Genomic DNA, 14,583 nt, shown 5'->3' with positions numbered 1-14,583 from the left:
GCCGCGTGTGCGGCAACGCTGGAACGCTCTCCGTGATGCCAAGATCACCGAGATCTACGAAGGCACCTCGGAGATTCAACGCCTGGTGATCGCGCGGGGCGAAACCGGCCTGCGCTGAGGTCGGCCGCGCTCCAGCGCTGCCGCGTGTGCGGCAACGCTGGAACGCTCTCCGCGATGCCAAGATCACCGAGATCTACGAAGGCACCTCGGAGATTCAACGCCTGGTGATCGCGCGGGGCGAAACCGGCCTGCGCTGAGGTCGGCCGCGCTCCAGCGCTGCCGCGTGTGCGGCAACGCTGGAACGCTCTCCGCGATGCCAAGATCACCGAGATCTACGAAGGCACCTCGGAGATTCAACGCCTGGTGATCGCGCGCGGCGAAACCGGGCTGCGCTGAGGTCGGCCGCGCTCCAGCGCTGCCGCGGGTGCGGCAACGCTGGAACGCTCTCCGTGATGCCAAGATCACCGAGATCTACGAAGGCACCTCGGAGATTCAACACCTGGTGATCGCGCGCGGCGAAACCGGGCTGTGCTGAGGTCGGCCGCGCTCCAGCGCTGCCGCGTGTGCGGCAACGCTGGAACGCTCTCCGCGATGCCAAGATCACCGAGATCTACGAAGGCACCTCGGAGATTCAACGCCTGGTGATCGCGCGGGGCGAAACCGGCCTGCGCTGAGGTCGGCCGCGCTCCAGCGCTGCCGCGTGTGCGGCAACGCTGGAACGCTCTCCGCGATGCCAAGATCACCGAGATCTACGAAGGCACCTCGGAGATTCAACGCCTGGTGATCGCGCGGGGCGAAACCGGCCTGCGCTGAGGTCGGCCGCGCTCCAGCGCTGCCGCGTGTGCGGCAACGCTGGAACGCTCTCCGCGATGCCAAGATCACCGAGATCTACGAAGGCACCTCGGAGATTCAACACCTGGTGATCGCGCGCGGCGAAACCGGGCTGTGCTGAGGTCGGCCGCGTTCCAGCGCTGCCGCGGGTGCGGCAACGCTGGAACGCTCTCCGCGATGCCAAGATCACCGAGATCTACGAAGGCACCTCGGAGATTCAACGCCTGGTGATCGCGCGCGGCGAAACCGGGCTGCGCTGAGGTCGGCCGCGTTTCGTCACGTGCCACCGGTCGAGGCCTATCCACATCAGGCACGTAATAGTTTGCTGGAATCGTGGTGTATCAGATGGCGACCCACCGCCTCGTAGGAGCGCGCTCGCGCGCGATGAGGCGTTACCGATAACGCCACATCGCGCGCAAGCGCGCTCCTACAACGTCTGGGCTTGCAAGCCTGCATTTAGGCTTGAGCCGTTTCGGCAGCCGAGCCAAGACCACGTGCCACATCTGATGAGTCACATGCCTATCGGGATCAGGCGCGTGATGGCGTTGCCGGTATCGCGGCGTATCCGGTTGCGATACCCCGCCTCGTAGGAGCGCGCTTGCGCGCGATGAGGCGTTACCGAGAACGCCACCTCGCGCACAAGCGCGCTCCTACGATGTCTAGGCTGCTCAGCCTGCACGGCGTCAGGCGCCGAGCCACCACCACAGCAGCGCCAAACCGCAGCCTCGCTGCGTACACCCTTGTCGTACGCCGCGCGCGCAGACCACAATCGCCGCATCTCCCATCTCTGGTGCGCGCATGTTCCGGTCTTTGCACGCGGTGGTTTCCCGCCTTTCGCTGTCTGCCATTGCGCCCGCGCTGGTGTGCTGTGGGCTGTTGCTGGTCTGCACTGCGGCCACTGCACAGACGCCGCCATCGTCGATCGTGCCGACCGACCGGCTGCAGGAGCCCTGGTGGGCGCAGCGGCATGCGCAGGTGCTGGAGCAGGTAAAGCAACACGCCGACACGCCGCTGCTGCTGATCGGCGATTCGATCACCCAGAACTACGACAAGGCCCAGGCGCCCGACGAGAATTTCCAGCCCACCTGGCAGACCTTTTACGGCAGCCGTGGTGCGCTCAACTTAGGCTTCAGCGGCGATGGCACCGAGCACGTGCTGTGGCGCCTGGCCAACGGTGAAGTGGACGGCCTGCATCCCAAGGTGGCCGTGGTGTTGATCGGCACCAACAACACCGGGCACCTGCAGCACACCGCCGAGCAGACCCAGCTGGGCATTGATGCGGTGGTCGCGGCGATCGAACAGAAGCTGCCGCGCACGCACATCCTGTTGCTGGGTGTGCTGCCAAGTGCGGTCTCGGCCGAAAAGTCGCGCCGCGACGCGCAGGTCAACCAGGCCCTGGCGGTGCGTTATGGCGACAATCCGCGCGTGACCTACCTGGATGTGGGATCGATCTTCCTGCGCGACGGCGCGCTGCGCACCGAGCTGTTCTACGACACCCGCTTCCGCCCGCCGGCCGGTGCGCTGCATCCGGACACGCAGGGCCAGCGCATGCTGGCGGAGGCCATCGAGCCGACCCTGGCGAAGCTGCTGGGCGAGCCGCCGGTCAAGCCGGTCGCCGAGCTCGGCCGCGACGTGGCAACCTCGCTGATCCCGGTCGATTGGCTGGAGCAGGACTCCTACGACTGGTACGCGCGCCACCACGCCGCACTGGCCACCGCACGCAGCCTCAAGCCGGAGGTGGTGATGATCGGTGATTCGATCACGCATTTCTGGGCCGGCCCGCCGCAGGCCACGCGCGTCAGCGGGCCGGCGTCCTGGGCCTGGCTGTACGGCAAGCGGCCGGTGTTGAATCTGGGCTTTGGCTGGGACCGCACCCAGAACGTGCTGTGGCGCATTCGCCAGGGCGAACTCGATGGGCTGGATCCGCGCTGGGTGGTGCTGCATATCGGCACCAACAATCTCACCGGCACCGCGCAATCGCGCGCCAGTACACCCGCCGAGACCGCGCAGGGGGTGGAAGCCGTAGTTGCCGAAGTGCGCCAGCGCCTGCCCAACAGCAAGTTGATCCTGATGGCGATCATGCCCCGCGGCCATCACCCCGACAGCCCGCAGCGAGCGCCGATCGCCGAAACCAACCGCCTGCTTGCTGCGCGCTTTGTCGGTGACCCGGCGGTGCAGCTGGTGGATATCGGGCCGCAAATGCTGCAACCCGACGGCGCCTTGCCCGAGGCGCTGATGCCCGACGGTACCCACCCCAGCGAGGCCGGCTATCGGATCTGGGCACAAGCCCTGCGCGCGGCAGGCATTACTGCCGCGCCTTGAGCTGCGGTATCCAGGGGTGGCGTCGCCTGCGCCTGTGATCGTCGCTGCGATGCGGTTGCGATGAGGTGGGTCGAGTTGCTGTTGCGTCGCAGCTGGCGCGTGGCGCGTTCGGTTCCGTCGACGCCAATCGCTATGGCTTACAACCTGACTTCTATAGCTCTGATGGTCGAGCCTTGCGACGGAACGCCACGTCTGCGCGCGGTGCGCACATGAGCTCGTTCGGAAAGGCTGGAAGCAAGCAAGCCGTGGGGCAGGGCAGAAACCACGCAGTTGCCGTGCTTGTCAGAGTCCGTTGAACTGCACGGCCATGCAATAAACAGAGCAGGCTGAGGCTGCCTGCATCGAGCGCGCAAGCGCCAACGCATCGAGCAGGAACACAACAGGCCTGGTTAGGCACTTTCGCCACAAGCCGAGCGCAGCCGCGCGCCTCTGAGGCAAGGCCTGCATCACCGAACTCGCACAGCGTGCAGTGCCCACGTCGCGGCACCTGCCCGAAAAAAACCTGGCCCCAGAAACCAGAAGACCCCCGATCGCTCGGAGGTCTTTTTAAACTGGTGCCCAGAAGAGGACTCGAACCTCCACGAAGTTACCCCCGCTAGCACCTGAAGCTAGTGCGTCTACCAATTCCGCCACCTGGGCAGGTGAGCCGCGAATTTTGCAGACTCCTGGCGGGCTTGTCAACGGGTGATGTGGAGCAATTGCCAAGGGCCTGGCTGGCATTGCCGCCCACGTCAGGACCGCAAGGGGTACCATTAGGGTAATGACAAAGAAAAATACCCCCGATTCCGACCGGCCCAGCCGCCGCAAATCCGCCAGCCCGGGCGAGTCCAGCACCGCCGAGCAACAGAAACTGCCGGGCTGGATGCCGGACTTCCTGGTCCGCGCTGCGGCAGGTGCGTCCACCAAATCTGCCAACAAGCGCGCTGCGGCAAAGGCGTCGTCCGACCAGCCGGCATCTCCCGTCGAGCCTGCTGCGCCCCGCGCACCGCATCCTCGCAAGAGCGGCCCGCCTGCGCCGCCGCCGGAACGATTCCAGAAAGACCCCGTCCAGGCTGTCGCGGATGCCGGATTCAAGGACCCGCACGCCGACCGCGAAGCGCTGCGCTACGCCGAGCCGATTGCCAGCCGTGAAGCCATCCTGCAGTTGCTGGAAGATTGCGACGGCCCGCAGACTGCCGAAGAGATTGCCGAACAGCTGGGCTTGAGCGATCGCATCGATGCGCTGGGCAAGCGCCTGGCCGCGATGGTGCGCGAAGCGCAGTTGGTGCAGAACCGCCGTGGCGGCTACGCGCCGGTGCAGCAGACCAGCCTGATTGCCGGCGTGGTGATCGCCAATCCGGAAGGCTTCGGGTTCCTCAAGCCGGACGAAGGTGGCGACGATCTGTTCCTGCCGCCGTTCGAAATGCGCAAGGTCATGCACGGTGATCGCGCACTGGCCAACGTGACCGGCATCGACCGCCGTGGTCGCCGCGAAGGCGCCATCGCGCGTGTGCTGGAACGGCGCATGTCGCGCATGATCGGGCGCTTCTTCTACGAGCACGGCGTGGCGTACGTCGACCCCGACGACAAGCGCGTGCAGCGCAATGTGCAGATTGCCCCGGACGGCATCGGCGAGGCCCGCGAAGGCCAGCTGGTGGTGTGCGAGCTGATCGCACCGCCGGACGCGCGCCGCCCGGCGATCGGCAAGATCATCGCGGTGCTGGGCGACAAGCTGACGCCGTCGCTGGTGGTGGAAATGGCCATCCATGGCCACGAGCTGCCGCATGAATTCCCGCAGGAAGTGCTCGACGAAGCCGCGGCGGTGCCGTTGGTGGTCGAGCCGCAGATGATCGGCGGGCGCGTGGATCTGCGGCAGATGCCGCTGGTCACCATCGATGGCGAAGACGCCAAGGATTTCGACGACGCGGTGTATTGCGAGCCCAATGCAGACGGTTTCCGTCTGGTGGTGGCGATCGCCGACGTCTCCAACTATGTGCGTCCCGGCACGCCGCTGGACGATGAAGCGCAAAAGCGCGCCACCTCGGTGTATTTCCCCGGGTTCGTGGTGCCGATGCTGCCGGAGACCTTGTCCAACGGCATCTGTTCGCTGATGCCCAAGGTCGACCGCATGTGTTTCGTCTGCGATATGCAGGTGGGACGCGATGGCGAAGTGACCGGCTCGCGTTTCTACGAAGCGGTGATGAATTCGCACGCGCGCCTGACCTACAACCAGGTCTGGAAGGCGGTTGGCGAAGACGATGCCGATACCAAGGCGTTTATCGGCCCGTTGTTGCCGCAGGTGCAGCGTCTGCATCAGCTGTACAACGTGTTGTCGAAGGCGCGCACGCATCGCGGCGCGATCGAATTCGAAACCTCCGAAGTGCGCTTCGTGCTCGACAATACCGGCGAGGTCACCCAGGCCGGCATGCTGGTGCGTAACGACGCGCACAAGCTGATCGAGGAATGCATGATCGCCGCCAACGTCGAGTCAGCGCGTTATCTGTTGAGCATGCATGTGCCTGCGCCGTACCGCGTGCATGAGCGGCCGCCGGAGAGCAAGTTCGAAGACTTGCTGGAGTTCCTCAAGGAATTCCAGCTGAGCCTGCCGGCATGGAGCAAGGTGCGCCCAGGTGACTACACCAAGTTGCTGAAGAAGGTGCGTGCGCGTCCGGATGCCGCGCTGCTGGAATCGGTGCTGCTGCGCAGCCAGAGCCTGGCGGTGTATTCGCCGGAAAACAACGGTCACTTCGGTCTGGCACTGGAGGCGTACGCGCACTTCACCTCGCCGATCCGCCGTTATCCCGATCTGCTGGTGCACCGTGCGATCAAGCACGCGCTGACCGGCGCCAGCCCGGAAAAATACATCTACACCCCGCGCCAGATGGCCGCGTTGTCGCTGCAGTGTTCCGAGCGTGGCCGGCGTGCCGACGAGGCCGAGCGCGAAGTGGACGAGCGTTATCGCGCCGCCTGGATGGAAAAGCATGTCGGCGGCCAGTTCGACGGCGTGATCAGCGGTGTGACCAGCTTCGGCTTGTTCGTGGAATTGACCCAATCCAAGGTCAACGGCCTGGTGCACGTCACCCAGCTGCCGCAGGACTACTACCAGTTCGATCCGATCCGCAAGACGATGACCGGCGAACGCCGCGGTCGCGAATTCCGTCTGGGCGACCCGGTACGCGTGTTGGTGCTCAAGGCGAGCATGGAAGAACGCAAGATCGACTTCCGTCTGGCCGAAGATGGTGCGCCTGCAGAAGCACCGCTGCCGCCGCGTGAGAAGCCGGCCAGGCGCAAGAAAAAGCCGTATTGATGCTGCGCGGTAGTGCGGGTGGCCGGCATGGCGGCCCGCACTGCTGAGCCGGAAAGTGCGGAGTGAGTGCCACCGCGCCGTGATGACGCGGTGGCTTGCCTAAGAACCTGTTCACGATCTTCTGAGTAATAGCGCCAAGAAGGCCAAATGGATGAACTGCAGGCTGGTGTTGAGTTTGCGCTCGCAGTTCTTCCATAGCCTTCGGTTCTTCTCCAGCCAAGCAAAACTACGCTCGACGATCCATCGCTTGGGCATGACCTTGAAGGTGTGCAGTTCGCTGCGCTTGGCAATCTGCACCGTGAGCTGCTCGCCTAAAATCTCTCGCACGCCGTCGGCAAACCGTACGCCGGTGTAACCGCTGTCGCACAGTAAGCTTTGTACATGCGTCAAATTTGACTGGCAGCGCTCCAACGCCTGCAGCGCACCTTTGCGGTCGGTCACCTCCGCCGTCGTCACCGCGATTGCATGGGGCAATCCCTGAGTATCAACAGCGATATGCCGCTTGATGCCCGACACCTTCTTGCCCGCGTCATATCCCTTTTGCCCTGCTGTGTCCGTGTTCTTTACGCTCTGCGCGTCCACGATCAAGAACCTGGTGCAGGCGTTGCGCTCCTGTCTGGCGCGGGCCACGCCAACCTGATTTTTTAAGTGCCTGCTCCAGCAGGCTCACTCCCTCATCGTCGCACTCGCTCCACTTGGCAAAGTACGAGTGCACGGTCCGCCACTTCGGAAAGTCGCTGGGGAGCGCTCGCCATTGGCAACCGGTTCGCAGCACGTACAACACTGCGCACCACACCTCATACATATCCACACGGCGTGGCTTGGTGCGCTTACGCGCTTGTTCCAGGATCGGCAGCACGTGTTCGAACTGCTCCCGGCTCATGTCACTCGGATAGATCTTTTGGCGCATCCGCATAGTCTGCACTGATCAGGAAAGATCGTGAACAGGTTCTAACACGCCGATCTGCGAGGCAAACGATGAGCGCATCCGAATACAGCGGTGGCTGCCAATGCGGTGCGGTGCGCTTTCATGTGCGCGGCGTGCTGGACCACGCATCCATCTGTCACTGCCGCATGTGTCAGAAAGCGTTTGGAGCGTATTACGCGCCGCTGGTGTCGGTGCGTGGCGCCGCGTTCCGCTGGACCCGCGGTGAGCCCAAGCGCTTCGCGTCGTCGACGCTGGTGCAGCGCGGTTTTTGCGCCGAGTGCGGCACGCCGTTGACCTATGAAGCACCCGATGGCGTGGCGATTGCCGCTGGTGCATTCGATACGCCAGAGCGGTTGCCCCCACATATTCAGTACGGGTTGGAGCGCAAGGTGCCGTTCGTCGATACCCTGACGCAGCTGCCGACACGCCCGAGCGAGGATGACGCGGCGGCATTGGCATTCCAGGCTGCGCTCGTATCGCATCAGCATCCGGATCACGACACCGAGCGGTGGCCGGTGTAAGCAGCGATGGGGCCTCGCCTGGCAGGTCCTCGCTGTGGTCAATCAGGCTGATGTCGGTGCACTGCGGTTTGTTGCTGACGTCGGCGCGACAAGCGTTCAAGCGCTTGTCCACAGCGGTTCACGTCGCGCGCAAACAGTCCGGTGCACGGCTGCCGTTGCGGCATGCGCGCGGCGGCCAGCGGCGCATGACTCCCGCAGGTGCCAGCACCAGTGTTGCAATGCCTCTACCTGCTTTATCAGGCGATCCATGCCCCGGCCGTGACGTAGCAGGCCGCAGGCCCTACCATTCCCCCTCATTTCTTCGTATGCCCGCGCAATGAGCAAGCAGAACCAGTGGATCGTCGGCGTCAACGCTGTCGCCTCGTCCGTCGAGAACGACGCCGACAACGTGCGCGAGGTCCTGATCGAGGCCGGTAGCAAGAACCCGCGCCTGACCGAGATCGAAGAACAGGCGCGCCGCAAGGGCATCGACGTGCGCCGCGTCAACACCCAGGCGCTGGACGGCGTAGGTGGGCAGGTGCGCCATCAGGGCGTGGCTGCGCGCTACGCTGCGGCGCGACTCTGGGCCGAGAACGAACTGGAAGGCCTGGTGGAGGCTGCGCAAGGGCGCGCGCTTGTGCTGATCCTGGACGGCGTGCAGGACCCGCACAACCTGGGGGCCTGCCTGCGTAGCGCCGCTGCTGCCGGCGTCACCGCGGTGGTGATTCCCAAGGACAAGTCCGCCACGGTCAACGCCACCGTGCGTAAGACCTCGGCCGGCGCGGCCGACCGCATCCCGGTGGTGGCGGTGACCAACCTGGCGCGCTGCCTGCGCGATCTGCAGAAGCAGGGCGTATGGCTGTATGGCCTGGCCGGCGAAGCGGAGGCTTCGCTATACAGCGTGGACCTGCGCGGCAATGTCGGCCTGGTTCTGGGCGGCGAGGGTGATGGCTTGCGTCGGCTCACCCGCGAGCATTGCGATGGCCTGGTCAAGATCCCGATGCCCGGCGACATCGAAAGCCTCAATGTCTCGGTGGCCACCGGCGTGACCTTGTTCGAGGCCGTGCGCCAGCGCCTGGGCGCCTGAGTCATGCGGCGCGCCGGCGCCGCAGTGCGCGGGGGCCGGGCACTGCGGCAACGACTATAAGCGCGCATCGCCCATCGGCGGCATACCGGCAACGCCACACTCCTGCGCAATTGCAGCGCATCGCGCGGTGCGCTGGGCTCGTCCACGCACCGGCAAGCCCATTACACCAAGCCCTGGCATCGCGACAGCGGCACTGCCGCGCGTTTTTGCCTACCATATCCGCAGCGAACGGCGTGTCGTGTGGGTGATGAAGCTTGGGGTGGGCGCTCGCAGCGCGGGCGATAGTGGGGATGGCGCAACGGCGTCGACACGAGGGTGGGGGCAGTGGGAATGCTGGCTCGCGGCCTGCGTGTGCGCGCTGTTGTGGATGTGCTCGCTTGCAGCACACGCGGCCCCGGGCACGAGCGCACGCCTGCGCGACTACGCCATCGACAGCTGGAGTTCGCGCAACGGACTGCCGCATAACTCGCTGCGCGACATCGCCCAGACCGCCGATGGCTACCTGTGGTTCGCCACATGGGAGGGCCTGGTCCGCTACAACGGCCTGGAATTCACCGTCATCGATCGCAGCACGCGGCCCGGCCTGCCCGACAACGGCGTCGGCGCGCTGTACGTGGATCACGACGACGCCCTGTGGCTGAGTGATGCACGCGGCAATCTGGTGCGCCACGGTGCCGATGGTCACTGGCGGCAGTGGCCGCGCCGTGCCGATTGGCCACAGGCGCTGATCCACGGCATGACCATGGATGCCGATGGCCGGATGTGGCTGTTGTTCGAAGGCCATGGCCTGGGCTGCCTGTGGCCGGATGGCCGCTTCGACTATTTCCCGCCGCAGGCCGGCGTGCCGTTGCAAAGCAGCTTCCCGCGGATGGTGTTCGACGGCCGGGGCCGGCTGCTGATCGGCACCTTGGATGGCCTGATCTACCGCGAGCCGGATGGCCGCATGCATCGCGCACCCGCAGCGTTCGGCCTGCCGCCGGGTCTGGCCTGGCCGTATCGGGCACCGGACGGCACGGTGTGGGTAGTGGCCGGCGAGCAGTTGTATCGCCTGCAGGGCGAACGTGCGCAGCTGGTGCACCACGTGCCGGGGCAGGGCCACTTCACTGCGATGCTGCAGGATCGCCATGGCGACCTGTGGCTGGGCAGCGAGAGCCAGGGCCTGCTGCGCATCGGCAGCCACGGCGTGGAGCATCTGGAGGCTGGCCGTGCGCTGCCCACCGGGCGCATCGTCAGCCTGCGCGAGGATGCCGAAGGCAGCATCTGGGTGGGCGCCAACGGTGGGCTGTTCCGCCTGCGCGAAACCTTGTTCAGCAGCTACAGCCAGCGCGACGGGCTCAGTGGCGACTACGCGCGCGCGCTGCTGGAAGACCGCGACGGCAGCCTGTGGGTGGCCACCACCGCAGGCCTGGACCGCCTGCTGCCCGACGGCCGCATCGTGCCGGTGCCGGTGGCCACACCGTCCGGGCGGCGGCTGTCGGTGCTCAGCCTGGCGCTGGATCGGCGCGGCGACCTGTGGGTGGGCACCTACGCCGATGGCGTGTTTGTGCTGCGCAACGGGCGTGTGCTGCGCCACTTCGGTGAGACCGACGGCATTCCCAACGGGCACATTCGCGCAATCGTGATCGACGATGCCGACACCGTCTGGCTGGCGACCCAACGTGGCGTAGTACATCTGGTCGATGGGCGGCGTGCGCCGCTGGCCATCACCGGCCTGCCCGATGGTGTGGTGACTGCGCTCGCCAGCATCGATGGTGCACTGTGGATCGGTTCGGTCGATGGCGCGGCCGTGGTCCGTGACGGTGTGCTGCAGCAGCTGCCGCTGGAGCGGCTGGGCGGTGCGCGCAGCGTGTTCGGATTCCAGCGCGTTGGCGAAGATGTCTGGATTTCCACCGATCGTGGGCTGTACCGGGCACGTCGTGGCGCGCTGGCACGCGTGGGGCTGGAGCAGGGCATGCCGGTGGACACCGTGTTCCAGCTGGTCGCCGATCGCCTGGGCAATGCCTGGATCAGCAGCAACCGCGGCGTGCTGCGAACTGAACTCAACACACTCAATGCAGTGGCCGAGGGGCGCGGCCGGCTCGGCATCGAACGCTACGGCGAAATCGATGGCATGGGCAACGCGCAGGCCAATGGCAGCTCTGGCCCGAGCATGATCGAACGTGCCGATGGCAGCGTGTGGGTGGTGACTGCCGGCGGCGTGAGCACCGTGGACCCGGCACGCCTGCAGCGCTTCCGCGAACGGCCCGCGCCGCCGCCGTTGATCGAAAACGTGCAGCAGGGCGGCCGGCCGGTGCCATGGCGGCAGCAGACCAAGCTGCCGGGCGGGCAGCGGCTGACGGTGTCTTATGTCGGCATGAGCTTCCTGCTGCCCGAACGTATCGAATACCGCACGCGCCTGGATGGTCTGGACAACACCTGGATCGAGCGCGGCCGGCAGCGCAGCGTGGAATTCATTGGCCTGCCGCCGGGGCGTTACAGCTTGCGCGTGGCCGCGCGCCACCCGGGCGGTGCCTGGAGCCCGCACGAAGCGGTCTGGGCGTTCGAGGTGCTGCCGCTGTGGTGGCAACGCCAGGACGTGCGGCTGGCCGGCGCGCTGGGCGCGCTGCTGTTGCTTGCGTTGCTGTATCGCTTTCTGTTGCGGCGCTACAAGACCCACAACGCGCGGCTGGCCGAACTGGTGCGCAAGCGCACCGAAGACCTGCAGCGGCAGGCGCAACGGCTATTGCAGGCCAACCAGGAAAAGAGCGAGCTGCTCACGCGTTTGCGCATCAAGTCCGATGCGTTCGAACGCCAGGCCCACGAAGATGCGTTGACCGGCTTGCCGAACCGGCGGCATTTCGACGAGGCGCTGGCACGTGATTTAAGCCGGGCCCGCCGCAGTGGACGGCCGCTGGTGCTGGCGATTCTGGACATAGATCATTTCAAACGCATCAACGACCAGTATTCGCATGCCAGCGGCGATGCGGTGCTGCATGACGTGGGCGTGCTGCTCACGGCGGCGGCGCGTGCCTCGGACCTGCCCGCGCGCCTGGGTGGTGAGGAATTTGCGCTGCTGCTCAGCGACACCACGCTTGAGCAGGCGCACGCCTTGTGCCTGCGCATCCGCGCGCAGTTTCATGCACGGCACGACTGGGGCGGCGTGGAAGGCCTGCAGGTGACCTTCAGTGCGGGACTGGCCGAACTGGGCGAGGAAGAGTCGGGTTCATCGCTGATGCAACGTGCCGACCATGCGCTCTACGAAGCCAAGAGCGCCGGGCGCGACCGGATCTGTATTGGTTAGGACGGGATTGGGGATTGGGGATTGGGGATTGGGGATTCGCAAGAGCGCGCTGTTTGGCGCTTTGCTGGTTACAACAAACGGCGTGGGATTTGATCGCGTCGTATGCAACGGTGTCGCCGACCAACGTCGTCTCAGAAGCCGGGAACGCCGCTTTTGCGAATCCCCAATCCCGACTGCCCAATCCCGACTGCCCAATCCCCACCCACTCACCCCGCGCTGGCTGGCCCCGGCCACGCGTTGGCAATCTTGCAGAACAGGCGCGCGGTCTGTTCGGTGTCGTACACCGCGCTGTGCGCATCGGCGCTGTTCCAGTCCAGGCCGGCGGCCTGGGCGGCGCGCGCCAACACGGTCTGGCCGTATGCCACGCCGGCCAGGGTCACCGTGTCGAACACGCTGAACGGATGGAAGGGGTTGCGCTTGTGGCCAACGCGGGCAACTGCGGCGTTGAGGAAATTCAGATCGAAATGCGCGTTGTGGCCCACCAGGATCGCGCGCTGGCAGCCGTACTTCTTGACCGCTGCGCGCACCGGTGCGAACACATGGTCCAGCGCGTCCTTTTCCTGCTTGGCGAAACGGAACGGATGGTCGAGCACGATGCCGGTGATCTCCAGCGACTTCGGATCGATCTCCAGCCCCGGCGCCGGCACCAGATGCGCACTGGCGGTTTCGCCCGGGAAGAAATGCCCCTGCGCGTCCATCTCGATCGGCACGCAGGCGATTTCCAGCAACGCGTGCTTGTTCCAGTCGAACCCGCCGGTTTCCACGTCCACCACCACCGGCAGATAGCCGCGAAAACGCCGCGACATGGGTAGCAGGGAGGGGGAGGGTTGCAGGTCGACCGGTTCGTTCATCGGCATAGCCTAGCAGGTCGCATGGCCGGCCCGATCGGTCGCACAGCCGCCGTCCGTGCGCATGAGAAAGACGGCCAGACACGAAAAGGCCCGACCTGTGCTTGCACGGATCGGGCCTGCTGACGTCAGCTGCGGGGCGCAGATATCAGCGGCCGGCGACCACGCTGGCAATCAGGCCGGTCGCAACCGCGATCAACACGTAGGTGTTGTCCACACGGCGCCACTCGTGGCCACGCGGCGGCGTGTTCAGATGATGCTTGCGGTAGCCGGCCACGCGGTTGCCGCGATGGTCCGGTGCCAGCCGTTCGCCGCGGCGGTAGGGCGGGCCGTGGCGATTGTTGCGGTGGTCGTTGGCGCGCGCATTGCGGTGGTCGTCGCGGTGATCATCGTGGCGGTCGTCGTGACGGTCAGGGCCACGGTCGTCATGGCGTTGTGCAGACCGGTTGCGATTGTCGTCGTGGCCGCGGTTGTCGTGCTGCTGAGGTGCGGCAAGCGCGCCGCCAGACGCCAGCAGCGACAGGGCCATGAAGTAACCAATGATGCGTTTCATCTGCGCGACTCCTGAGGTCACAGGGACTGCCTGTGTGATTTCACCCTAGGAGTCTAAAGATGAATACGTAATTAAATGAGGCTTTGCGGGCGATCTCCCGGTCATCCGCAGCGCCGCTAGGGCAGGCGCTGGCCTCAGATGACGCCGGTAGTGCTGGTCTCGTCGCGCTTCAGTCGCGGCGGCAGCGGCTGCTCGCCATGCACCAGGAACCAGACGTTCTCGGCGATGTTGGTGGCGTGGTCGCCGATCCGTTCCAGGTTCTTGGCCATGAACAGCAGATGTGTGCACGGGGTGATATTGCGCGGGTCTTCCATCATGTAGGTGAGCAACTCGCGGAACAACGCGGTGTACTGCGCGTCCAGGCGTGCATCTTCGTCGCGCACACGGATGGCCGCCTCGGCGTCCTTGTTGCGGTAGGCCTGTACGGCTTCGCGTACCGCATCGGCCGCCATCTGGCCGAGTGCACGCAAGCCCACCGTCTGCGGCAGCGGCGGCGCGGAATTGAGTGCGATCGAGCGCTTGGCCACGTTGGCGGCGTAATCGCCGATGCGCTCGATATCTGCAGGAATCCGCAGGCCGGCCAGGATCTCGCGCAGGTCGCGCGCCATCGGCCCGCGCAATGCCAGCCGCATCACGTCGTGGCTGATCGCATGTTCCAGCGCGTCGATGGCTTCGTCGTTGACCACGATACGGTGCGCGGCATTGTCATCACGGCGTTCCACCACATCCAGCGCCGCTTCCAGCTGCGCCACTGCGGTATCACCCATGCGCACGATTTCGGCGACAAGACGGTGCTGCTCCTCGTCGTAGCTTTTGACGATGTGGTCGTTGAGGTGCTGGTTCATCGTGTTCTCGATTCGTGGCAGTGGTGGATGTCCGTCCCTGCCCAGGCATGCGCATGCAGGTGGCGTCGCACGCGGCGGGGTGGCGGAGCTGCTTCAATGCGGT

12 protein-coding genes, 1 tRNA gene and 5 pseudogenes are annotated in these 14,583 nt (G+C 65.6%); 13 read left to right on the top strand and 5 right to left on the bottom strand.

What is annotated here, in order from left to right:
• Window positions 1-31 precede the first annotated feature (31 nt).
• From ACCQ09_RS13675 to ACCQ09_RS13635, 9 genes and pseudogenes are all read left to right on the top strand, one after another.
• Window positions 32-118, top strand: a pseudogene (locus tag ACCQ09_RS13675) (acyl-CoA dehydrogenase family protein); the annotation flags it as partial.
• A gap of 28 nt (window positions 119-146) precedes the next feature.
• Window positions 147-257: an acyl-CoA dehydrogenase family protein gene (locus ACCQ09_RS13670; protein ID WP_011269903.1), complete on the top strand. Its 111-nt coding sequence runs from the start codon at window positions 147-149 to the stop codon at window positions 255-257.
• 52 nt (window positions 258-309) lie between these two features.
• Window positions 310-396: pseudogene (locus tag ACCQ09_RS13665) on the top strand (acyl-CoA dehydrogenase family protein); the annotation flags it as partial.
• Between the two features lie 28 nt (window positions 397-424).
• The gene (locus tag ACCQ09_RS13660) at window positions 425-535 is read left to right on the top strand and encodes an acyl-CoA dehydrogenase family protein (protein ID WP_012438704.1); all 111 of its coding nucleotides are present in this window, start codon (window positions 425-427) and stop codon (window positions 533-535) included.
• Window positions 536-587: 52 nt separating this feature from the next.
• Window positions 588-674: pseudogene (locus tag ACCQ09_RS13655) on the top strand (acyl-CoA dehydrogenase family protein); the annotation flags it as partial.
• A 52-nt stretch (window positions 675-726) separates the two neighbouring features.
• Window positions 727-813 (top strand): annotated as a pseudogene (locus ACCQ09_RS13650) (acyl-CoA dehydrogenase family protein); the annotation flags it as partial.
• 28 nt (window positions 814-841) lie between these two features.
• Complete coding sequence (locus ACCQ09_RS13645; RefSeq protein ID WP_012438704.1) at window positions 842-952, top strand: acyl-CoA dehydrogenase family protein; 111 nt, start codon at window positions 842-844, stop codon at window positions 950-952.
• A 52-nt stretch (window positions 953-1,004) separates the two neighbouring features.
• Window positions 1,005-1,091, top strand: a pseudogene (locus tag ACCQ09_RS13640) (acyl-CoA dehydrogenase family protein); the annotation flags it as partial.
• 538 nt (window positions 1,092-1,629) lie between these two features.
• Window positions 1,630-3,153 (top strand): platelet-activating factor acetylhydrolase IB subunit, encoded by a 1,524-nt coding sequence (locus ACCQ09_RS13635; RefSeq protein ID WP_227971796.1) that lies wholly within the window; start codon window positions 1,630-1,632, stop codon window positions 3,151-3,153.
• A gap of 552 nt (window positions 3,154-3,705) precedes the next feature.
• On the opposite strand, the gene ACCQ09_RS13630 is transcribed toward ACCQ09_RS13635, so the two are convergent.
• Window positions 3,706-3,792: transfer RNA gene (locus tag ACCQ09_RS13630), tRNA-Leu, on the bottom strand.
• 121 nt (window positions 3,793-3,913) lie between these two features.
• On the opposite strand from ACCQ09_RS13630, the gene rnr reads away from it, so the two are divergent.
• The gene (gene rnr / locus ACCQ09_RS13625) at window positions 3,914-6,439 is read left to right on the top strand and encodes a ribonuclease R (RefSeq protein WP_040941500.1); all 2,526 of its coding nucleotides are present in this window, start codon (window positions 3,914-3,916) and stop codon (window positions 6,437-6,439) included.
• 111 nt (window positions 6,440-6,550) lie between these two features.
• Here the strand turns inward: rnr and ACCQ09_RS13620 are convergent.
• Window positions 6,551-7,349 (bottom strand): IS5 family transposase gene (locus ACCQ09_RS13620; protein ID WP_100101148.1). Its coding sequence is split into 2 segments (ribosomal slippage): window positions 6,551-7,079 and window positions 7,078-7,349, totalling 801 coding nucleotides; the frame shifts between segments, so codons are not numbered across the junction.
• 68 nt (window positions 7,350-7,417) lie between these two features.
• On the opposite strand from ACCQ09_RS13620, the gene ACCQ09_RS13615 reads away from it, so the two are divergent.
• From ACCQ09_RS13615 to ACCQ09_RS13605, 3 genes are all read left to right on the top strand, one after another.
• Window positions 7,418-7,888, top strand: coding sequence for a GFA family protein (locus ACCQ09_RS13615; protein WP_040941499.1), 471 nt, complete (start codon window positions 7,418-7,420; stop codon window positions 7,886-7,888).
• A gap of 316 nt (window positions 7,889-8,204) precedes the next feature.
• The gene (gene rlmB / locus ACCQ09_RS13610) at window positions 8,205-8,954 is read left to right on the top strand and encodes a 23S rRNA (guanosine(2251)-2'-O)-methyltransferase RlmB (RefSeq protein WP_011036704.1); all 750 of its coding nucleotides are present in this window, start codon (window positions 8,205-8,207) and stop codon (window positions 8,952-8,954) included.
• A gap of 247 nt (window positions 8,955-9,201) precedes the next feature.
• Entirely contained in the window at window positions 9,202-12,234 is a 3,033-nt protein-coding gene (locus ACCQ09_RS13605; protein ID WP_040941497.1) for a ligand-binding sensor domain-containing diguanylate cyclase, read from the top strand.
• A gap of 206 nt (window positions 12,235-12,440) precedes the next feature.
• Here the strand turns inward: ACCQ09_RS13605 and rnt are convergent, their stop codons facing one another.
• The 3 genes from rnt to phoU all read right to left on the bottom strand — a co-directional run bounded on the left by rnt (window position 12,441) and on the right by phoU (window position 14,480).
• Window positions 12,441-13,091 carry a ribonuclease T gene (gene rnt, locus ACCQ09_RS13600; protein ID WP_011036706.1) on the bottom strand — a complete coding sequence of 217 codons (651 nt, stop codon included), beginning with the start codon at window positions 13,089-13,091 and terminating at the stop codon, window positions 12,441-12,443.
• Between the two features lie 139 nt (window positions 13,092-13,230).
• On the bottom strand, window positions 13,231-13,635 hold the full coding sequence (locus ACCQ09_RS13595; RefSeq protein ID WP_012438695.1) for an RcnB family protein: 405 nt from the start codon (window positions 13,633-13,635) through the stop codon (window positions 13,231-13,233).
• A gap of 134 nt (window positions 13,636-13,769) precedes the next feature.
• Complete coding sequence (phoU, locus tag ACCQ09_RS13590; protein ID WP_011036708.1) at window positions 13,770-14,480, bottom strand: phosphate signaling complex protein PhoU; 711 nt, start codon at window positions 14,478-14,480, stop codon at window positions 13,770-13,772.
• Between the last annotated feature and the right edge of the window lie 103 nt (window positions 14,481-14,583).

It is taken from the genome of Xanthomonas sp. NCPPB 2586, assembly GCF_041475775.2.
GTDB lineage: Bacteria > Pseudomonadota > Gammaproteobacteria > Xanthomonadales > Xanthomonadaceae > Xanthomonas > Xanthomonas campestris.
The sequence above is the reverse complement of the archived record's forward strand: the minus strand, read 5'-3'. Positions and strand labels throughout refer to the sequence as shown.